Source organism: Chryseobacterium sp. KBW03, assembly GCF_003852415.1.
GTDB lineage: Bacteria > Bacteroidota > Bacteroidia > Flavobacteriales > Weeksellaceae > Chryseobacterium > Chryseobacterium viscerum.
The window spans coordinates 19,131-38,654 of sequence record NZ_QAJO01000008.1 but is presented as its reverse complement, the minus strand read 5'-3'; the positions used below and the strand labels follow the sequence as shown (position 1 = coordinate 38,654).

The window sequence follows — 19,524 nt, the reverse complement described above, 5'->3', positions numbered from 1 at the left end:
ATACTCTGAAATCAGAAAAGTAAAAGAAAAATAAATCTAATATTAAAATCTGACATCTAATGTCTAATAACAAAAGAATTTTCGTAGAAAAAAGAGGAATTTTCGATGTTGAAAGTCCAAAAATTTTTGATGAAGTAAAAGCAGTTGTTCCGGCAATTCAAAGTGTGAAAGTATACAATGTATATGATATTTTCAATTTGAATGACGGAGAATTTGAAAAAGTGGTGAACAATACTTTTGTAGATCCTGTTACTGATATTTTACATACAGAAAACCCAGTAAAAACTATTCATTTCGGAATGGAATTTTTGCCTGGCCAGTATGATCAGAGAGCAGACTCTGCACAGCAGTGTATCGCTTTGCTGACAGAAAATGAAAAATCAAAAGTAAGAAGTGGAAAGCTGATCGAATTTGAAGGAGTTTCTGAAGCAGATCTGGTTAAGATCAAAGACCTTCTGATCAACAAAGTAGAATCTCAGGAAAAAGACTTAACCATCTTAAATATCCCTGCAGATGAAACACCATCAAAAGTGATCATCCACGAAAACTTCATCAATTTCAATGATGCAGAACTTGAAGACTTCTATAACAATCACGGTTTTGCACTAGGATTGGATGACCTGAAATTCATTCAGGAATACTTCAAAACTGAAGAGAGAAATCCTACGGAAACGGAACTGAAAGTATTAGACACGTACTGGAGCGACCACTGCCGCCACACTACATTCGAAACAGAATTGTCAGACATTCAGTTTGAAGGTCAGTTCAAACACACATTGGAAACTATTTTCAATGACTATATCGAAAAAAGAAAATTCTTAGGCCGTGAGCTGAAGCCAATTTCCCTAATGGATCTTGCAACAGTATGCGGTAAATATTTCCATAAAACAGGAAACCTGGATAACCTTGTAATCTCTGATGAGATCAACGCATGTACCATCCAGATCGAAGCAGAATACGACGGTAAAAAAGAACCTTGGTATCTATTGTTCAAAAACGAAACGCACAACCACCCGACAGAAATTGAACCTTTCGGAGGAGCATCTACTTGTTTAGGAGGTGCCATCAGAGATCCATTATCAGGAAGATCTTTTGTATTCCAGGCAATGAGATTGACGGGTGCTGCAGACGTTTTAGAATCGGTAGACAAAACATTACCAGGAAAATTACCACAGAAAACCATTACAAAACAGGCTGCTAATGGATATTCATCTTATGGTAACCAGATCGGTCTTGCCACTACAATGGTCTCTGAAATCTATGATGAAGGCTATAAGGCGAAAAGAATGGAAGTTGGTTTCGTTACCGGAGCGGTTCCTGTAGACTGGGTAAGACGTGAGAAACCTGAAAACGGTGATTCAATTATTATTTTAGGAGGAGCAACAGGTCGTGACGGAGTTGGAGGAGCAAGCGGAAGTTCAAAAGAACAGGATGAAACCTCTATCCATACCATGAGTTCAGAAGTTCAGAAAGGAAATGCTGTAGAAGAACGTAAAATTCAGAGACTATTCAGAAATCCTGAAGTAACGAAGCTGATCAAAAAATCAAACGACTTCGGAGCAGGAGGAGTTTCTGTGGCGATCGGTGAGATTGCAGATTCTTTAGAAGTGAACTTAGATGTATTGCCATTAAAATACGAAGGATTGAACGGAACCGAGCTTGCTATTTCTGAATCTCAGGAAAGAATGGCGGTAGTCGTAGATCCAAAAGATAAAGAAAAGTTCATCAAATTCTGTGAAGCTGAAAACATTGTTGCTGTAGAAGTAGCAAAAGTAACAGATTCAGGAAGAATGCAGATGTTCTGGAAAGGAGACAAAATTGTAGACCTTTCAAGAGCTTTCTTAGATACCAACGGATGTTCCAAATCTCAGGAAGTGAAAATCACTCACCTTGATGAAGTAAAAGAAGAAACTAAAGCTTTCACAGCTGAAAACTTCCTGAACATCTTAAAAGATAAAAACGTAGCTTCCCAAAAAGGGCTGTTGGAAATGTTTGACTCTTCAATTGGAGCAACTACAGTGGCGATGCCTTTAGGAGGGAAATACCAGCAGACGCTGATGGAAGGAAGTGTGCAGACATTACCCATTCTTGGAGCAAAAGACATTAAGACTGTTTCTTTGGCAAGCTGGGGATTTGATGCTGAAATTTCAAAACAAAACTCACTATTAGGATCATCTTATGCTGTAGTGGAGAGTGTTGCAAAGATCGTTGCCATGGGTGGAGATTACAAAAACATCAGATTAAGCTTCCAGGAATACTTTGAAAAATTAGGACAAAACCCTGAGAAATGGGGTAAACCTTTAGCATCCCTTTTAGGAGCTTATGATGCACAGATCAAACTTGGTTTAGCAGCAATCGGAGGTAAAGATTCCATGAGTGGAACATATCAGGATCTGAATGTTCCGCCAACCTTGATTTCTTTTGCATGTGCCAACGGGGATAAAGAAAATATCATCTCTCCTGAATTGAAAAGTGTAGGCAATAAACTGTATTTCTTCAATCATATTGCTCAGGAAAACGGACTTCCGAATTATGATGCTTTAAAAGAAGTTTTTGAATTCATCTTCGAAAATATCAAGGCAGGTAAAATTGTTTCTGTGAAAACAGTAAAAGAAGGAGGTCTTGCAGTAGCGTTAGCAAAAATGAGCTTCGGGAACAGATTAGGTGCTGAAATCAATACCGATGAAACCGTTTTATTGGCGAAAAATATCGGAAGCTTAATCATTGAATCAAAAGAAGAATTAAGCTCAGCTGCTCTTCAGTTGATCGGAGAAGTAAAAGATTCAGGGACTTTAAAAATCAACAACCTTGAATCCAGTATTGTAGATCTGGTATCTGCCAATACAAACACATTCGAAAACCTTTTCCCAACAGTAGAAAAAGAAAAGATCACGATTGAAATTGATGAAAAATCAAACTCAATTCATCCAAGAAATATCATCATTAAAAAACACGGAATTGCACAGCCGAAAGTTTTTGCTCCAGTGTTCCCAGGAACCAACTGTGAATATGACACGCTGAATGCATTCCAGAAAGAAGGAGCTGTAGTAAGCAGTCTGCCTTTGATCAATATCAATCACCAATTATTGGATGAAAGCATTGATGCATGGGTAGAAGAGATCAGAACCTCTCAGATTCTGGCATTCTCCGGAGGTTTCTCAGCAGGAGACGAGCCGGATGGTTCTGCAAAATTCATCGTTAACGTTCTGAAAAACGAGAAAATGAAAAAGGCAGTTCACGAATTGTTAGACAGAGACGGAATGATCATCGGGATCTGTAACGGATTCCAGGCTCTCGTGAAGTCAGGGTTGTTACCATACGGAAGAATCAAAGATCTTGATGAAAACTCTCCAACATTGGCTCACAACGCAATCAGAAGACATATCTCTCAGATGGTGACTGTACAAGTATTGAATGACGAAAGCCCTTGGTTAAAAGGAATGAAAGGTCAGACTTTCACCATTCCTATTTCTCACGGAGAGGGACGTTTCATGGCTTCAGAAGAAGAAATCAAGAAGCTGTATGAAAACGGACAGATCGCTACTCAATACATAGATCTTGATGGAAACATCGCTCATGGAATGCCATTCAACCCGAACAACTCATTATTCGGAATTGAAGGAATTACCAGCCCATGTGGAAAGATCTACGGAAGAATGGGACACCCGGAAAGATTTGCTGAAGGTCTCATGAAAAATATACCAACCGCGAATTATCACAACATATTCAAAAACGGTGTTGAATACTTCAAATAACAATACAAGAAAAATGATCGTCATCAATGGCGGTCATTTTTCGTCTTTAGGAGGTTTCTACGAAGAGATCTCCAATGTTCTGATGAAAGATGCGGATTGGAAAGTAGGAACGCTGGATGGCTTTGATGATATTCTCTACGGAGGTTTTGGTGTATTCGAAAACAAAGAAGAAATTGAAATCGTCTGGAAAGAATCACAGAAATCAAAAGAAGAATTAGGCTTTGATACGACCCGTGAATTTTATGAAAATAAAATCAGACAAGGAAAACCTTTCAATATAGAATTGATGCAGCAGAAATTAGATGATTTGACCGAAGGAAAAGGACAGACCATTTTTGATATTCTGATAGAAATTATAGAATCCCATACCAATATTACGTTGAGGTTGGAATGATAAGTAATGATGCGGATTTTAAACCATTAAGAAGAGTAAAGATTTTAAGGGAAGTTAAGATTCATCTAAGATGAATAAAGTAAGTCGCTTAATAATAGCTTCAGCTGTTATCTTAATAATTCTTCACCTCTTATAAAATCTTAATGGTTCAAATCATTTTGGGTAATACCAGCTTCATCAAATCAACTTGTTGATTCCTTCTTTGCTTCCTTGAATCAACATGCTAAAAATAAAGCCTTTGCGTCAAAAAAACAAAATATATTATTTAACCATTAAGAATAATAAAGTTTTTAAGTGAAGTTAAGATTCATCAATGATGAATGAAGCACTCTTAATAATAGCTTTAGCTTCTATCTTAATAATTCTTCACCTCTTATAAAATCTTAATGGTCCAAATCATTTTGATTACTATCTGCTTCATCAAATCAACTTGTTGATTCCCTTCTTTGCTCTCTTTAATTTACAATATACATTCCAGACTTTGCGTTAAAAAAAATAGGTAAATTGAAAGAATTTAATACCATTGAATAATTTTTTCTTAATACTTTTACTTAAACAAAACAGGAAACAATAAAAGTTGAATGAAGAAAATTATTTACGGGCTGTTCTTCGGTGACAGCATTACCTACGGGGAGTATGACGGAGTTTTTGGCGGGTGGGTAGATATTCTGAAAAGATATGCCCTGCAGAAATTTCACGAAGGAAATGGAGATGAGCTAATCCTGTTCAATCTGGGAATAGGAGGAGAAACTACAGAAGGATTACTGAAAAGGATTCCCCATGAAATGAACGCAAGAAATTCTGCTGACGGGAATATCGTTTTTTTAAGCTACGGAGCCAATGATCTTGCTATAAAAGAGGGGGTGCAGATTGTAGATCCTGAAAAATTTAAAAAAAATATTAAGACAGCCATCACACATGCTGCACAATTCTCCAATGAAATTTATCTCGTAAGTATTCTTCCTTTCTCTCAAAAGGTAGATGGAGTAGTAGTAAGCTCAGGGAAGTTAAGAACCAATGAAGAAGTGATCATTTACAACCAGATCCTGAAAGAGCTGGCAGCCGAAAATTCGTTGAAATATATTGATTTTTACTCCGCTTTTCTGGATGATAAAGAGATACTGCTTTCTGCAGACGGTGTACATCCTAATGAAAAAGGCTATGGAATGATGGCTGAAATCGCTATCCCAATCATTGAAAAATATTTATAATGCCACAATTATTTTCTTACGGAACATTGCAGAAAGAGCAGGTTCAAATCGAGACTTTTGGACGTCTTTTACAGGGTGAAAAAGATATCTTGTCAGGATATAAACTCAATATGCTTGAAATTACAGACCCGGAAGTATTACGGAAAAGCGGGCAGAAATACCATCCGGTATTGGAATTTTCAGGGAATGATGATGATCAGGTAGAAGGAGTGCTTTTTGAAGTAACAGAAGCAGAAATCTTCCAGGCAGACGAATATGAAGTAGATGATTATAAAAGAATTGAAACCGTTTTTAAATCCGGAAAAAAAGGATTTATCTATGTTGGAAAATAATCATTGCGAGCAAAGCGAAGCAATCCCACCAAACTCTTTTTTTTAATTCAATAGAAACGGGCTTTAGCGAAAACTTAAAAGACTCCTGACACACCGTTGTCACAATCTGTCTTTATCTTTGTCTTACAAAAAAAATCAGGAAATGAATAACGTGAAAATAGAACCTTTTAAGGTCATAGGGATTTCGGTAAGAACGACCAATGAAAATGAACAGGCAGCAAAAGATATCCCTGTATTATGGGGGAAAATGATGAACGAAAATATAATCAATTCGATTCCTAATAAAATAGACAACACCATCTATTCTATTTATACGGATTATGAAAAAGACCATACCAGGCCCTATACAACGGTTCTTGGGTGCAAAGTAGAAAATCTTGACAGTATTCCTGACGGAATGGTAGGCTATTCTTTTGACGGTGGAGATTATCTGAAGTTTACGACAAAAGGGGACCTTTCAAAAGGGTTGATCATCAATGAATGGCTGAAAATCTGGGAAATGGATATGGGAAGAGTGTTTACAGCCGATTTTGAAGTCTATGGAGAAAAAGCACAAGATCCTTCGGATGCAGAAGTGGATATCTTAATTGCGGTGAAATAAAATCGGAAAGAAAATATCGACTCGGCAATAATAAAAAAGCCTGCTACATGAATGTTAGCAGGCTTTATCTATTTTTACTATGGATTACTTATATAAAACATATTTTGTGTAATCATTAATTCCATCGTTATTATGATCTTCATTATCAGTAACAAGGAAGATGAATTTGTTGGATGAAAGTTCAAGCACTTTTGCGGTATTACTGCCTATTGTAACTTCCATATTTGCAGAAGAATAAGAGTAACTAATAGTGGCTTCAGCTTTTTGACATCCGGAACTGACACTGTTATAGTCCGTCATATAATACTTTCCGTCATTTCTGAATTCATAAGTGCTTTTCTTCTTACAGTCATCAGGAGCATATTCTTTTATAACAGTCGTTTTATCAGTACCGGAAACTGTATATTGGGTTTGTATTTTCCATGTTCCCACAATATTTTCCGTAGTAGAATTTCCATTATTTTCTATAGGTAAAGTATCACTATCATTACCACATGATGAAAGAAGTACTAAACCCAGAACCCCCGCCAAAATCTTTTTCATAAATTAATTTTTCGCGAACATAATAAAAAATATCCATTGAAGAACTTTGAATTTATAAAAACATATGTTCTATGATATAAATGATAAAATATATTTTCCATAAACCAGAATCCCGACAATCACCGAGGCAATAGCTGTCAAAACAACAGCTCCCGCAGCAATATCTTTAATAAACCCGATTCTTTTGTCGAAATCAGGTTGAATGATATCACAGATCTTTTCAATGGCAGTATTGAAAATTTCGGCAGTCAGAACTGCAAAAGCAGCAATCAGGACCAAAGCAGCATCTGTACTATTCAGTCGGAAATAGAAAATGAAGAAGAGATTGACAAAAAACGCCAAAAGTTCAATCTGGAAATTCCTTTCCGTTTTTACCATCATAAAAACACCCCGGAAAGCATTGAGAAAACTTTTATGGATAGGAGGTTTTTGCATGATTTCTAACTTTTCACACAAAGATAGACTTTGTATTTTGATAAAAAAATGAATCTTCACGGAAATCAGAGCATAATGTCAAGGCTCAAAACAGATTAAGGATATTTGTTCAAAACTCCTCCATATTATTCTTTTCTTTGTTGTATCTATTTATTATATTTGTACAAACTTATTTTATAAATCTATGAAATTTATTATTTCAAGTGGTGAACTGCAGAAGGCTTTGCAAACTGTAAGTGGCGTAATATCAAGCTCTCAATCGAGACCGATTTTAGAAAACTATCTTTTTGAATTAGACGGAAATAATGTTACCATTACAGCATCTGACGGCGAGACAACTCTTGTTACTTCTCTGGAAGTAAAGTCTGATGATACAGGTAAATTTGCTGTTCCTGCTAAAATTTTTCAGGATTTTATCAAGACATATGGTGAACAGCCTCTGACATTTGTTGTAAAAGACAATGCCGAAGGAACTGGCAGCCAGCTTGAGATTTTAGATGAAAAAGATAATTTCGCAGTAGCATTAGACAATGCGGATGACTATCCGGAATTGCCAGAATTCGACGCTTCACAAAGTGTTACGATGCCGGCAGGAGTTTTGTCTGAAGCTTTGACGAACACCCTATTTGCGACAAGTAACGATTCTCTTCGTCCGGTAATGACAGGAGTTCTTTTCCAGTTTGGAGAAAACGAAACCAATTTCGTTTCTACAGACTCCCACAGATTGGTGGTATACAAAAGAGCAGACCTTATCAATGCTGAGCCGATGGAGTTTATCATGCCTAAAAAGCCTCTGAACATTTTCAAAAATATCCTGGCAAGTTCTAATGAAGACGTTACCATCGACTTCAATGAGAATATGGCTAAGTTTACTTTTGGTAAGCATATCTGGATCTGTAGACTGATTGATGGAAAATATCCAAACTATACAGCGGTAATTCCGAAGGAAAATCCAAATGTATTAACGATCAACAGAAACCTTTTGTTGGGAGCGATCAAAAGAGCATCTATCATGTCTAATAAATCTACCAATCAGGTAAGATTCAAGCTTTCTGGAAATATTCTTCACCTTCATGCTGAAGATACTGAATATGCAAACAAAGCAGACATGCAGATTCCTTGTGACTACAACGGAGAAGATATCAATATCGGATTCAGTTCTAAATTCTTAACTGAAATGCTGACGATTTTAGGATCTGATGATATCACCATGAAAATGTCCCAACCTAACAGACCAGGGATCATCGAACCTCTTGACGGTCTTGAAGAAAACGAAAATATCTTAATGTTATCAATGCCGGTAATCGGATTGTAAGATTAATATATACCCATAAAAAGAAAGCTGGATTTTTTCCGGCTTTCTTTTTTATTATTAGTAAAAGTTCTTAAAATTCTATTTAAAATCAATCTTTTGATTTAGTTCGATAGGATTATTTTTTTCTCTTAAGCTTTTTTGAATTTCAAAAGTAGCTTCTCTAAAATCTAATTTTTTCATTCCTCCATTCCCATCATCCGTCATGGCTTTATAACCAGTTGTTTTTATATATGCATAAGGATCGGCGTAGAAATCTAGCATGAGTTTTTTGAATATTTCCCAATTGATTTCTTTTCCTTGATCTTCCTCTGGCACATATAAGTTTTTTTGATTAAATTTTTGAGTCTTAATCAATCGGAATAAATAATCCTCATTATCATCATATATTTCTGTAATTAATCCCGGTAAACCATGGAATATATATGGTCCTTCAGGAATTTGAATTTCCTGGGCAAACCATGCTGTCCAATGTCTGCCCCCATATGTGGTTTCGGCTTTTTGGCATTTCATATCTCCTATCACCTTGATATCAGGCGAAAGTTTCCAAATAATGATTTCGGTAATCGGAATATAAAATTTATCCCTGTTTATCATTGATGTATAATATCTTATAATCCGATTCGTTTTCAAGTTTTTTTTGAGGTATATCTGTTCATTGATATTAGGATAGCCTAATCCATAGTTATTTTCATAATAAATCAAGGAATCTGACTTTTTTCTGATTTCATCACGAAAAACAGATTCTTGATTTACAACATCCAAATAGTATATTTTTGATTTGGTGTTTTTATCGACTTTCGAGGGTTTATGAATAAGTTCATACATAATTGTCAAACTTTGAGAAGGAGCAATAATGTATACAAGGAAAAAAAGAAGAACAATAATTTTTTGAGAGGTATAAGTTTTATACATTTTTTAATATATAAACTCCCTCTTTGAATAAAAGAGGGAGTGAATTATTTACATGCATCTAAAAGCAGCCCATTCTCCAACAGCATTATCTCTTCCTATATAAAGCCCACACTCAAGTCCATACTGAGAACAATTGTCATTGTTTCCCAGGCTGCACATGTCGCCGTAGGATGTTCCACCTTTTAAATCTTTCAATTCGTTTCTGGATAATTTTTTTAATTTTTTCATAATGCGTTAATTTTAAAGTTTGTAAGTTAAATATAGAAGTAATATTTTATTCCCAATGGTGGGAAGCCGTATTTTCTAAAAGTTTTTTGTTTTGGAGAATGTGGATGCAATAAATCGGATTTTTGTTTTATAATATTCGTTAAAATAGTTTTGTTTTCTGTTGGTTAAATTTTAAAATAGCTCTTTCGATGAGTTTTTTGTAGCTTTGTTTTAACTTAAATTTATGTTTTCACAAGCATTTTACAAAAACTGGGAAATCAGTCTTATTGTGGATGTATTTATTTTGATCACTTTTCATAATGAAAATAAAAATACAGTCTTATCATACCTCAGATCTTCCCTCAGAACTGGCTACAGAAAACTATAGTGTTGTTCTATGGAAAGGTTCCGGTGTTTTTTCTGTGGATGATATCAATTATTCTTATGAGGGATACAATATCCTGTTTCTTTCCCCATATCAGAAGTTGAAACTGGCGTCGGAGTCTGATGAAAATATCCATGTGCTTTTATTTCATGGGGATTATTACTGTATAGAATATCATAAAGAAGAAGTGGCGTGCAACGGGCTTCTCTTCAATAATATTTATCTGAATCCTGGGATTGAACTGTCTGAAGAGAACTATCATTATATTCTCGAGCTTTTTAATCATATCAGAAAAGAAGAATGTGAAAAACACCATTTTTCAGAATCCATCATCAAAACTTATATACAGCTTATTCTTGCGATTGGCAGTAAACAGAAAAGCAGCATTGAAAACAGTACGGTTTCTACCGATAAGCTTCCCAATAAATATGCTGCAGAATTTCAGAAACTGTTGGAAGCCCATTTTAGAAATGAAAAAGAGCTGTCATTTTACAGTGATAAACTGAGCATCACCAATAATACATTAAGCAAAGCGGTAAAAAAAGAATTTGCGAAAACGCCTACACAGCTTATCAATGAAAGAATCATCCTTGAATCTAAAAAACTGCTGCACCTAACGTATCGGTCCGTAAAGGAAATTGCTTCGGAGCTTGGGTTTACAGATGAATTTTACTTTAGCAGATATTTCAAAAAATCGGTGGGATGCTCTCCCAAAAAATATAGAGAAGAAGTGGGAATTTCTGTGGTGGCGAAAATGTCCATGTAATGTCCTCAAATATCTATGTTAGGGCTCTGAGCATGTGAATACCTTTGAAAAAAATAAATCACATGCAAAACAACAGACTTTATCATCGTTTATTACAATTGGATACCTTGTTTTTCAATTTTCTCAGAATTTCAATCTTTATCGTTATGGCCTGGATTGGAGGCTTAAAGGCATTTCATTACGAAGCCGATGGAATTGTTCCTTTTGTAGCCAACAGCCCTCTGATGAGTTTCTTCTACAAAAATGCGGGCACCAAAGTTCTTAATGAAGATAAAAAGCCTGTTGCAGAATACACTCTGTATAAAAACCCTGAGGGAAAAGTTGTTCAGAAAAACATTGATTGGCATCAGGAAAACGGAACCTATACATTTTCTTATGGATTGGGAACAATGATTATCGTGATCAGTGTTTTGGTTGTATTAGGTATTTGGTTTCCTAAAATCGGAGCTGTTGGAGGAGCTTTAACATTCTTAATGTCATTGGTTACCCTGTCATTTCTGATCACGACTCCGGAAGTATATGTACCCAATCTGGGAGGAGATTATTCCACACCTCAGTATGGATTTCCCTATCTCTCAGGGGCAGGACGTCTGGTCTTGAAAGATATTATCATGATGGCCGGAGGCCTGGTAGTATTCTCCGATAGCTTGAAGAAAGCGGTGAGACCATCTGACCAATAAATCCACGAATGAGAAGCGAATCTCTTAACGAAAATTTATTATCTTAAAGTGGCTTCTAAATTTCTCTATTTCTCAAAAAAACACGACATTTGTAGCTTGAAAAATCATACTGGAATACAGCGTGGAATTTCAAATAAAAGTTTCAAAATAGAGCAGATGAAATTCTAATACTCATCTGACGAATTAAACAAGTAGATAGATAAACAAATGAAAATATCAAACAACTGGCTGAAGGACTTTGTAAAAACGGAATCAAAAACTGAAAGAATCGGTGAATTCCTTACAGATATAGGTCTTGAGGTTGAAGGGATAGATAAATTTGAAAGTGTAAGAGGCAGTTTGGAAGGAATCGTTGTAGGTAAAGTATTAACCTGCGAGAAACATCCGAATGCTGACAAACTGAAGAAGACAACAGTAGAGGTAGGAAACGGAAAAGTATTAAATATTGTTTGCGGAGCTCCTAATGTAGAAGCAGGACAAACTGTTCCTGTAGCAGTTGTCGGAACTAAAATCTATGACAAAACCGGAAACTTTTTTGAAATTAAAGAAGCGAAAATCAGAGGAGAGGTTTCTCAGGGAATGATCTGTGCAGAAGACGAATTGGGTCTTAGTGAAGATCACGGAGGAATCATGGTGCTGGATGAAACCAAATATGAAGTAGGGAAAAACTTTGCTGACTATTTTGAGCTGACTAATGATGAGGTTTTTGAAATCGGATTAACCCCGAACAGAACAGATGCAATGTCTCACTATGGTGTTGCCAGAGATCTGCATGCTTATCTTTCTACAAATCAACTAAAGTCGCAGTTCAATAAAGTAGCTTCTGAAGCTTTGAATAATGAAGGAACTCATGATTTCAAACTGGAAATTGAAGATGCAGAATTGTGTCCAAGATATATCGGAGCCGTAATTGAAGATGTAAAAGTAGCAGAATCTCCATCTTGGTTAAAAGACAGACTGAAAGCGATCGGGTTGAGCCCAATCAATAATGTTGTAGATATTACCAACTATATTCTTCACGGATACGGGCAGCCGCTTCACGCATTTGACGCAGACAAAATTGCAGATAAAAAAGTGAAAGTAGGAGTCGTAAAACCGGGAACAAAATTTACTACTTTGGATGGGGTGGAAAGAACACTGAATGGTTCTGAAATCATGATCAAAGATGGTAAAGACAATCCAATGTGTATCGCTGGAGTATTCGGTGGTGCGAATTCCGGAGTATCTGAAACAACAAAAACAATATTCCTGGAAAGTGCTTATTTCAATCCGATTGCGGTAAGAAAAGGAGCAAAAGCCCACAGTTTGAATACCGATGCTTCTTTCAGATTTGAAAGAGGAGTAGATCCGAATCTTACAAGAACGGCGATCACCCACGCTATTAAAATGATTCAGGAAATTGCTGAAGGGAAATTAGTAGGAGAGTTATTGGAAGAGTATCCTAAGAAAATAGAAGACAACTATGTGATCCTGAGATTCTCTAAAATTGAGCAGATTTTAGGAACAAAAATTCACAGAGAAAAAGTAAAGGAAATCTTAAAAGCATTGGAAATTCAGGTTTTAAATGAAATTCCTAATGGTTTTGAAATCTCTGTTCCTGCTTACAGAGCAGATGTAACAAGAGAAATAGATGTTATAGAAGAGATTTTAAGAATCTACGGATATAATAAAATTGATGCTCCACAGAAAATTTCGTTTACCCCGGTTAAGCTAAGTGCTAACGATCAGGATGAACTGGAAAATACTTGGGCAAGAGGTTTACAGAGCCTTGGTTTCAATGAAGTGATGAATAACTCATTAACTTCTGTAAAAGATGAAACTGATGCCGTAAAACTTTTAAATCCTTTAAGCGGAGATTTGGCATTCATGAGAAAGTCTTTATTGGAAGGCCTTCTTCAGAATACAGCATACAACATCAATAGAAAAAACCAGGACATCAAGTTCTTCGAATTAGGAAAAATCTATCACAAAAAAGATAAATACGAAGAAAGAAAACAGCTGGCATTATTGGTTTCCGGAAGAGATGCTGCAGAAAACTGGCTTCAGCCGAAATCTGCTGTAAGTTTCTATAACCTTAAGGCTTATGTAAAGGTTTTATTGGAAAGACTGGCTGTAGACTATAAAGAAGCTGCTCTGTCTGATGAAAGATTCTCTGATGCATTGGTATATGAAGCAGATTGTAAAGCTTTAGTAAGAATCGGAAAAGTAGCTCCTGCTTTATTAAAAGATTTTGATATTGATCAGGATTGTTTCTATGCAGAAATTGAACTGGAATATGCTCAGGAACTTCGTTCTAAAAACGAACTGAAATTCAAAGACATTCCGAAGTTCAACAAAATCAGAAGAGACCTAGCGTTGTTGATCGATAAAAATATAAACTATCAGGATTTATATCAGACTGCTAAAAAGAATAAATCTCCATTCATTAAGAGTGTTAATCTATTCGATGTGTATGAAGGTAAAAATCTTCCTGAAGGTAAGAAGTCTTATGCAATGAGCTTCGAGCTGTTAAATGAAGAAAAAACACTGGAAGAAAAAGAAATTACAGAAGTAATGGATTCTTTGATCAAATCTTTCCAGAAAGAATTCAACGCAGAGTTGAGATCTTAATACTTGAAAATATATATATCATTATAATTGAAACGGACTTTATGAAGTCCGTTTTTTTGTTTTGAAACTGAGTTTGTACTTATAGGTTTCGGCTAAAGCCATTTGAATATTGCTTTTTTAAGTAAACAGGCTAAAGCCCGTTCCTATTGAATATTCATTGGTGATATTAGTGAAAATATTCGTGTTATTAGTGTTTAAAATGTAGGGTTTTTGTATTAAAGTTTGCTGAAACAATGTATCTGTAGCCTTTGTCCATTCCGTCAGGAATCTAAATGCCTATAAATCTAAAATCCGTTTAATTTGCATAATTTGCGAGAGTATATTAAAATATAAATTCTTTCGGAATAACAAAGACACTGTAAAATTTTATCGAAGATAAAATCCTTGCGACTTAAACCCGTTGCATATTAATAAACTTGCGTCTTTGCATTTTCCAATTTATGACTATAGATAATATCTTTCATCCTTAAAAAATAGATCTGAAAAATATTCAAGATATAAGATGTTAAAGAATAATAAAATTCGCTGCAGCCCGTTTAGATAATATAATTTCCGTAAATTTGGATTAATTCAAAAAGAAAAAAATGAAAAATCTTTTTTTAAGTATATGTACAGCTGCAGTATTGGCTTCATGTGGAAGTATGACAAGTCCTTCTGCCTCTAAAGTAGGAAAGGCTCAGCCTGCTCTTGCCAGTACAAAATGGACATTGGCTGACAATGTAAAAGGTAAAATTCCAACATTGAATATTGAAGGAGAAAAGATCACAGGAAACGCTGGATGTAACAACTATTTCGGAACGGCTACCATAGATCCGTCTACAGGTGGTTTCACAGCGGGACAAATGGGATCTACAAAAATGATGTGTAACAACATCGGAGTAGAGCAGAACTTTATGGATATGATGGGAAAAGCAAACAAATATGTGATTTCCGGAAATACTTTAGAATTGTATAAAGACAATCTTTTATTATTGAAATTCACAAAATCGGAATAAAAAAACAAAAGGAACTCAATTGAGTTCCTTTTTTATGTTTAGAGTATTATTAATCTTCCTCTTCTTCGTCGTACTTAGCCAATTCTTCGTCGCACCATTTGAACGCTGCTTCTACTACTTTAGTCGCTTCGTCTGCCATAGTTTCTTCATCATCACCCTCAAGATCATCTAACCACTCAACTTCTTCTTCCTCAACGTTTAAGATAAATCTTGGATATTCTGTATGAACTACGAATAGATCTTCTGGAAACTCCGAATTATCTGCTAATAAAAACTTTGGTAATTTCATTTTTTTAATGTTTTAACTTTCTCAAAGATAAATAAAATTATTGATTTAAGATTACTTCAAAAACATTTTTGAAACTTTTTCAGCTTTTTTGCTTTCAGAATAATCGTAGAAGCCTTCACCTGATTTTACACCCAGTTTTCCTGCTGTCACCATGTTTACCAATAATGGGTTCGGTGCATACTTAGGATTTTTGAAACCGTCATACATTACATTCAGAATAGCAAGACATACGTCAAGACCAATAAAATCTGCCAGCTGAAGCGGACCCATCGGATGTGCCATTCCCAATTTCATTACCGTGTCAATTTCTTCTACACCGGCAACACCGTTATAAAGTGTTTCGATAGACTCATTGATCATTGGCATTAAAATTCTGTTGGCCACAAAACCAGGATAGTCATTCACCTCTACAGGAACTTTGCCCAATGTTTTACTCATTTCATAAATGACATCAAAAGTCTCCTTAGAAGTAGAATATCCTTTTATAATTTCTACCAGTTTCATGATGGGAACCGGGTTCATAAAGTGCATACCGATTACTTTATCAGCTCTTTTAGTGGCTGCAGCAATTTTGGTGATAGAAATAGAAGAAGTGTTGGTAGCAAGGATACAACCTGCAGGAGCCAGCTCATCCATCTGGCCGAAGATCTTCAGTTTAAGATCCATATTTTCTGTAGCAGCTTCCACAATAAGGTCTGCAGATCCTACTGCATCCCTCAAGGCTGTAAAAGTAGTGATGTTTCCTAGCGTTTCAGCTTTTTGTTCCTCTGTAAGATTTCCTTTTGCAATGATTCTGTCAAGATTGGTAGTAATGGTTTTTAAACCTCTGTCCAGAGCTTCCTGGGATACATCCACAAGATTTACTTTAAAACCGCTTTGTGCGAAAGTATGTGCAATACCATTTCCCATGGTTCCCGCTCCGATAACTACAATGTTTTTGATCATTTTTCCTTTATTTTTTATAGATAGTTAAATTTTTTGATTCTGCAAGATCTGACTGTGCAACAGTAAGTTCCGGATCAAAACTGACATTTCCTTTATTGCTTTTCTCTTTGTTGTTGTTTTGATTGGAAACAGTAGCCATAAGACCTCTTATAAGCCTGTTTTTTTGATTTTTTGTCAGATAATCTGTACCCACATATAATGTATATTCACCTTCTCTGCCCATTCCTTTTTGTATCAGGATTTCCAGGCTTTTGATCTGATATTTTCTCTTGAATTCTTTAAGAAAGCTAGTGACAGGTTTATCAGATGGCGGACCACAGCATACACTTCCATAGCTGATCTGTAAATAATTCTGATTCTTCTGTGAGTAAAAGAATGTAAAAGCTAATAGAGCTGTTGTTAATATTATTTTTTTCATGTTAAAATCGCTTAAAAATAAGCTTAAAATTTTATTTATTAAAATATTCCCAAACTTCCTTGGAAATATCAGAAATCATCCTGCAGTTTGCAGCGTCCGTTTCCATTGAGTTACTGACAAATACAGTTAATGCATAATGTTTGCCATTCGGTAAAGTAACGATTCCTATTTCGTTTTCTGCACCCGTTAAGCCTGCTTTATTTTTCCCGGAAGCTCCCGTTTTTCTTGCCACAGGAGTATTTTTGGGAAGCTGTTCCACCACTTTGTTTAATCCCGTTGACGTAGACCACATTACTTTCATCAGATAATCTGTAGATTTCTTAGATAATAATTTTCTGTCATAGAATTTTTTAAGGACATCGACAGCTGATTTTGTAGTGCTGTAATTTTCATACTGAATATTCCAGTCTTTGTGCATCGCTTCTTCATTATATTTAATCTGAAAGCCTTTTACTCCTTTAGAATCCATGAATTTCTGAACAGTCTGAGTTCCACCCAATAGTTTGAGAAGAATATCACATCCATTGTTATCGCTTTTTGCAACAGTATATTCAATCACTTCACTTAACGGAATCCCAGCACTTCCTTCAGGATACTTATCACGAAGCGGCGACCAGGTATTCTCCAGTAAATTCGATTTGTTCAAGACAATTTTCTGATCCAGAGAAAGTTTTCCCTGATCTACAGCATTCAAAACTGCAGCGGCAATGTGAAATTTAAATACACTTTGCATAGGCAGCTTTTTGTCTGCATTTTTATCATACTTAAAACCATTTTCAAAGCCCAGAACAGAAACCCCTACCGTTGCTTTTTTGTTCTTAAGAATTGAGTTTATTTTTTGTTCTAATATTGAAGTCTGTGCAAATGAGAATGCAGAAATCAGAAGAAAAAGGAATGCTGTTTTTTTCATAATGTTATCATTAAAAAAGCCCTCTTCTGAAGACCGGAAGAGAGCTGCAATTTAAGATAATTATTACTATTTTACTTCAAAATAATTCAGATTGACACCATCATTTTCAAAGAAAATTCTGATTTTGTTTTCCCCCTTCTGAAGACTGATATTTTTTACAGAAATGGTTTTCCAGCTGTCATTTCCTCCGCTGGAAGCTAGTGATACACTGGCTAAAACTTTTCCGGAAGCCGTTTCGATTCTTATTTTAGAATCATTAGCCGCCGAATATCTGATATCAAACGTATAATTTTTGGCTCCTTTCGATTGAACCGTATACTGAAGCCATTCTCCGGATTCCGTTTTCCCTACATAATACTGATTGGTAACTGTATCGTTACATTTATAGATATCTACACCATCATTTCTCATCTGCTGTCCAAAGTTCCATTCAGACCTTTTAGCCGGATCACTTACCCAAAGATTAATGAAATCCTTATCCAGATAAGCGCCCCCGATTCTTCCCAAGTCATATTCCGAAGCAAATACTCTTCCCGGAACCTGATGATTTTTGAATGGCTTTGTTGAAGCATCTGTTGTCTGTCTGAACATCGCATCAATCACATCTCTTTTGATTTCCGTATTGCTCAGTTTATAATTATCGGCAATCTGCATTAAAGCTTTCTTTGCATATTCTTTAGAAGGCTTTTCACCACCATTTTTCCAGTAATCCAATAGTTTCTCATACTCAGGCGTGATTTTCACATTGGTAACTCCTGCGATATTGTCAATCTTTTTCATTGGCCAGAATGCATACCCGATATTATGCTTATTCAAAAGCTGAATCAGCTCAGTAAACCATACATTAGAATTTTCACCGGTTTCCCCCAGCCAGATCGGTATATTATGCTTTTCTCTAAGGTCCAGTGCAAATTTCAACGTCTGGTCATCATTATAGTTCCAGTATTTATGGAAACTGAACGCCATATTGTTGTCCCAGAGAGCCGGCAACCCGTTATAATTATTTCCCCATCCATTTCCTTCAATAAAAATGATATGTTTCTTATCCACCTCTCTGATGGCTGTGGTAATATCTTTTTGAAGCTTCCACAGTGGGGCATTAGACATTTCATCAGTACCATTCGGATTTTTACCTGTGAAATTAATATTAGGTTCGTTGATCAGGTCGTAGCCTCCAATCCATGGATTGTCTTTATATCTTTCGGCCAATTTTTTCCATAGTGCTATCGTTTTTCTCTGATTTTCTTCATTTTCCCACAACGAAGGCTTAGACTTATCATTATCAGAGATATTGGCATCATTTCCCTGACCGCCGGGAGCCGCATGAAGGTCGAGGATCAGATAGATTTTATTATCTGTACACCATTGAAGCAGATCATCCGTCATTTTAAAACCTTCTTCCAGCCACGTGTCTTTCCCTTTTACAGTCTCTTTTTCAATCGGAAGAGTATAAAGATTGTAATGCATCGGAAGTCTTATAGAATTGAATCCTGATTTCGCCAGAAAATCAATATCCTGTTTCGTGATTCCGTTTTTATGATAAGCTTTGTAGAACTCATTCATTCCATCTTCACCAATTAATTCTGCAATTTTCTCCTTAATCTTATACTGAGGTCCTGCAAAATCAGCAGTTTTCAGCATATATCCCTCCTGAAGCATCCAGCCGCCAGGGCCAAGACCTCTCAATTGAATATTTTCACCTTTATCATTAACAATTTTCTGTCCGGAAGTCTTTAATAATTGTGATGTCCCAAATTGAGACAATAAAACTGCGGATAATAGAATAGCTCTTTTCATAGTAGTTTCAATGGTTTAAAATAG

At 35.8% G+C, this 19,524-nt stretch carries 19 protein-coding genes; 10 read left to right on the top strand and 9 right to left on the bottom strand.

The features are described from left to right. Positions 1–59 precede the first annotated feature (59 nt). The 5 genes from DBR39_RS17460 to DBR39_RS17440 all read left to right on the top strand — a co-directional run bounded on the left by DBR39_RS17460 (position 60) and on the right by DBR39_RS17440 (position 6,293). A complete protein-coding gene (locus DBR39_RS17460; RefSeq protein ID WP_124535241.1) occupies positions 60–3,755 on the top strand; it encodes a phosphoribosylformylglycinamidine synthase in 3,696 nt (1,231 codons plus the stop codon). Then, positions 3,736–4,149: a ribonuclease inhibitor gene (locus tag DBR39_RS17455; RefSeq protein ID WP_124535239.1), complete on the top strand. Its 414-nt coding sequence runs from the start codon at positions 3,736–3,738 to the stop codon at positions 4,147–4,149. The genes DBR39_RS17460 and DBR39_RS17455 overlap by 20 nt, the downstream gene beginning before the upstream one ends. Before the next feature lie 581 nt (positions 4,150–4,730). Further along, positions 4,731–5,360, top strand: coding sequence for an SGNH/GDSL hydrolase family protein (locus DBR39_RS17450; protein ID WP_124535237.1), 630 nt, complete (start codon positions 4,731–4,733; stop codon positions 5,358–5,360). Then, positions 5,360–5,692 carry a gamma-glutamylcyclotransferase family protein gene (locus DBR39_RS17445; protein WP_124535235.1) on the top strand — a complete coding sequence of 111 codons (333 nt, stop codon included), beginning with the start codon at positions 5,360–5,362 and terminating at the stop codon, positions 5,690–5,692. Before DBR39_RS17450 ends, DBR39_RS17445 begins: the two co-directional genes overlap by 1 nt. A 142-nt stretch (positions 5,693–5,834) precedes the next feature. Continuing rightward, the gene (locus tag DBR39_RS17440) at positions 5,835–6,293 is read left to right on the top strand and encodes a GyrI-like domain-containing protein (protein WP_124535233.1); all 459 of its coding nucleotides are present in this window, start codon (positions 5,835–5,837) and stop codon (positions 6,291–6,293) included. Positions 6,294–6,377: 84 nt separating this feature from the next. Here the strand turns inward: DBR39_RS17440 and DBR39_RS17435 are convergent, their stop codons facing one another. Both DBR39_RS17435 and DBR39_RS17430 read right to left on the bottom strand, forming a co-directional pair. Further along, positions 6,378–6,836, bottom strand: a complete 459-nt coding sequence (locus DBR39_RS17435; protein WP_124535231.1) for a lipocalin family protein — start codon at positions 6,834–6,836, stop codon at positions 6,378–6,380. Between the two features lie 69 nt (positions 6,837–6,905). Beyond that, the gene (locus DBR39_RS17430) at positions 6,906–7,271 is read right to left on the bottom strand and encodes a diacylglycerol kinase family protein (protein ID WP_124535229.1); all 366 of its coding nucleotides are present in this window, start codon (positions 7,269–7,271) and stop codon (positions 6,906–6,908) included. A gap of 184 nt (positions 7,272–7,455) precedes the next feature. Here DBR39_RS17430 and dnaN point away from each other — a divergent pair, with 184 nt between their 5' ends. Next, positions 7,456–8,586: a DNA polymerase III subunit beta gene (gene dnaN, locus DBR39_RS17425; RefSeq protein ID WP_103232859.1), complete on the top strand. Its 1,131-nt coding sequence runs from the start codon at positions 7,456–7,458 to the stop codon at positions 8,584–8,586. A gap of 78 nt (positions 8,587–8,664) precedes the next feature. On the opposite strand, the gene DBR39_RS17420 is transcribed toward dnaN, so the two are convergent. Then, entirely contained in the window at positions 8,665–9,498 is an 834-nt protein-coding gene (locus tag DBR39_RS17420) for a GLPGLI family protein (RefSeq protein ID WP_124535227.1), read from the bottom strand. 48 nt (positions 9,499–9,546) lie between these two features. Further along, the gene (locus DBR39_RS17415; RefSeq protein WP_124535225.1) at positions 9,547–9,726 is read right to left on the bottom strand and encodes a bacteriocin-like protein; all 180 of its coding nucleotides are present in this window, start codon (positions 9,724–9,726) and stop codon (positions 9,547–9,549) included. A gap of 299 nt (positions 9,727–10,025) precedes the next feature. On the opposite strand from DBR39_RS17415, the gene DBR39_RS17410 reads away from it, so the two are divergent. From DBR39_RS17410 to DBR39_RS17395, 4 genes are all read left to right on the top strand, one after another. Beyond that, complete coding sequence (locus tag DBR39_RS17410) at positions 10,026–10,856, top strand: AraC family transcriptional regulator (protein WP_124535223.1); 831 nt, start codon at positions 10,026–10,028, stop codon at positions 10,854–10,856. 62 nt (positions 10,857–10,918) lie between these two features. Then, on the top strand, positions 10,919–11,536 hold the full coding sequence (locus DBR39_RS17405; protein WP_124535221.1) for a DUF417 family protein: 618 nt from the start codon (positions 10,919–10,921) through the stop codon (positions 11,534–11,536). Between the two features lie 207 nt (positions 11,537–11,743). Further along, the gene (gene pheT, locus DBR39_RS17400) at positions 11,744–14,146 is read left to right on the top strand and encodes a phenylalanine--tRNA ligase subunit beta (RefSeq protein ID WP_124535219.1); all 2,403 of its coding nucleotides are present in this window, start codon (positions 11,744–11,746) and stop codon (positions 14,144–14,146) included. 584 nt (positions 14,147–14,730) lie between these two features. Continuing rightward, positions 14,731–15,141 carry an META domain-containing protein gene (locus DBR39_RS17395; protein WP_103234129.1) on the top strand — a complete coding sequence of 137 codons (411 nt, stop codon included), beginning with the start codon at positions 14,731–14,733 and terminating at the stop codon, positions 15,139–15,141. 49 nt (positions 15,142–15,190) lie between these two features. Here the strand turns inward: DBR39_RS17395 and DBR39_RS17390 are convergent, their stop codons facing one another. The 5 genes from DBR39_RS17390 to DBR39_RS17370 form a co-directional block, all read right to left on the bottom strand. Beyond that, complete coding sequence (locus DBR39_RS17390) at positions 15,191–15,430, bottom strand: hypothetical protein (protein ID WP_002977986.1); 240 nt, start codon at positions 15,428–15,430, stop codon at positions 15,191–15,193. Positions 15,431–15,481: 51 nt separating this feature from the next. After that, the gene (locus tag DBR39_RS17385; protein WP_185147219.1) at positions 15,482–16,372 is read right to left on the bottom strand and encodes a 3-hydroxybutyryl-CoA dehydrogenase; all 891 of its coding nucleotides are present in this window, start codon (positions 16,370–16,372) and stop codon (positions 15,482–15,484) included. Positions 16,373–16,382: 10 nt separating this feature from the next. Then, positions 16,383–16,793 carry a hypothetical protein gene (locus tag DBR39_RS17380; RefSeq protein ID WP_124535215.1) on the bottom strand — a complete coding sequence of 137 codons (411 nt, stop codon included), beginning with the start codon at positions 16,791–16,793 and terminating at the stop codon, positions 16,383–16,385. Between the two features lie 31 nt (positions 16,794–16,824). Beyond that, entirely contained in the window at positions 16,825–17,703 is an 879-nt protein-coding gene (gene bla-A, locus DBR39_RS17375) for a CGA/CIA family class A beta-lactamase (RefSeq protein WP_124535213.1), read from the bottom strand. A gap of 66 nt (positions 17,704–17,769) precedes the next feature. Then, the gene (locus DBR39_RS17370) at positions 17,770–19,500 is read right to left on the bottom strand and encodes a cellulase family glycosylhydrolase (protein ID WP_124535211.1); all 1,731 of its coding nucleotides are present in this window, start codon (positions 19,498–19,500) and stop codon (positions 17,770–17,772) included. Positions 19,501–19,524 lie beyond the last annotated feature (24 nt).

Excerpts from the sequence above, each read along its gene's own strand:
- DBR39_RS17370 (WP_124535211.1), bottom strand. The coding sequence starts at position 19,500 with ATGAAAAGAGCTATTCTATTATCCGCAGTTTTATTGTCTCAATTTGGG.
- DBR39_RS17440 (WP_124535233.1), top strand. The coding sequence starts at position 5,835 with ATGAATAACGTGAAAATAGAACCTTTTAAGGTCATAGGGATTTCGGTA.
- DBR39_RS17410 (WP_124535223.1), top strand. The coding sequence starts at position 10,026 with ATGAAAATAAAAATACAGTCTTATCATACCTCAGATCTTCCCTCAGAA.
- bla-A (WP_124535213.1), bottom strand. The coding sequence starts at position 17,703 with ATGAAAAAAACAGCATTCCTTTTTCTTCTGATTTCTGCATTCTCATTT.
- DBR39_RS17430 (WP_124535229.1), bottom strand. The coding sequence starts at position 7,271 with ATGCAAAAACCTCCTATCCATAAAAGTTTTCTCAATGCTTTCCGGGGT.
- DBR39_RS17415 (WP_124535225.1), bottom strand. The coding sequence starts at position 9,726 with ATGAAAAAATTAAAAAAATTATCCAGAAACGAATTGAAAGATTTAAAA.
- dnaN (WP_103232859.1), top strand. The coding sequence starts at position 7,456 with ATGAAATTTATTATTTCAAGTGGTGAACTGCAGAAGGCTTTGCAAACT.
- DBR39_RS17395 (WP_103234129.1), top strand. The coding sequence starts at position 14,731 with ATGAAAAATCTTTTTTTAAGTATATGTACAGCTGCAGTATTGGCTTCA.
- pheT (WP_124535219.1), top strand. The coding sequence starts at position 11,744 with ATGAAAATATCAAACAACTGGCTGAAGGACTTTGTAAAAACGGAATCA.
- DBR39_RS17390 (WP_002977986.1), bottom strand. The coding sequence starts at position 15,430 with ATGAAATTACCAAAGTTTTTATTAGCAGATAATTCGGAGTTTCCAGAA.
- DBR39_RS17405 (WP_124535221.1), top strand. The coding sequence starts at position 10,919 with ATGCAAAACAACAGACTTTATCATCGTTTATTACAATTGGATACCTTG.
- DBR39_RS17380 (WP_124535215.1), bottom strand. The coding sequence starts at position 16,793 with ATGAAAAAAATAATATTAACAACAGCTCTATTAGCTTTTACATTCTTT.
- DBR39_RS17420 (WP_124535227.1), bottom strand. The coding sequence starts at position 9,498 with ATGTATAAAACTTATACCTCTCAAAAAATTATTGTTCTTCTTTTTTTC.
- DBR39_RS17435 (WP_124535231.1), bottom strand. The coding sequence starts at position 6,836 with ATGAAAAAGATTTTGGCGGGGGTTCTGGGTTTAGTACTTCTTTCATCA.
- DBR39_RS17445 (WP_124535235.1), top strand. The coding sequence starts at position 5,360 with ATGCCACAATTATTTTCTTACGGAACATTGCAGAAAGAGCAGGTTCAA.
- DBR39_RS17460 (WP_124535241.1), top strand. The coding sequence starts at position 60 with ATGTCTAATAACAAAAGAATTTTCGTAGAAAAAAGAGGAATTTTCGAT.
- DBR39_RS17450 (WP_124535237.1), top strand. The coding sequence starts at position 4,731 with ATGAAGAAAATTATTTACGGGCTGTTCTTCGGTGACAGCATTACCTAC.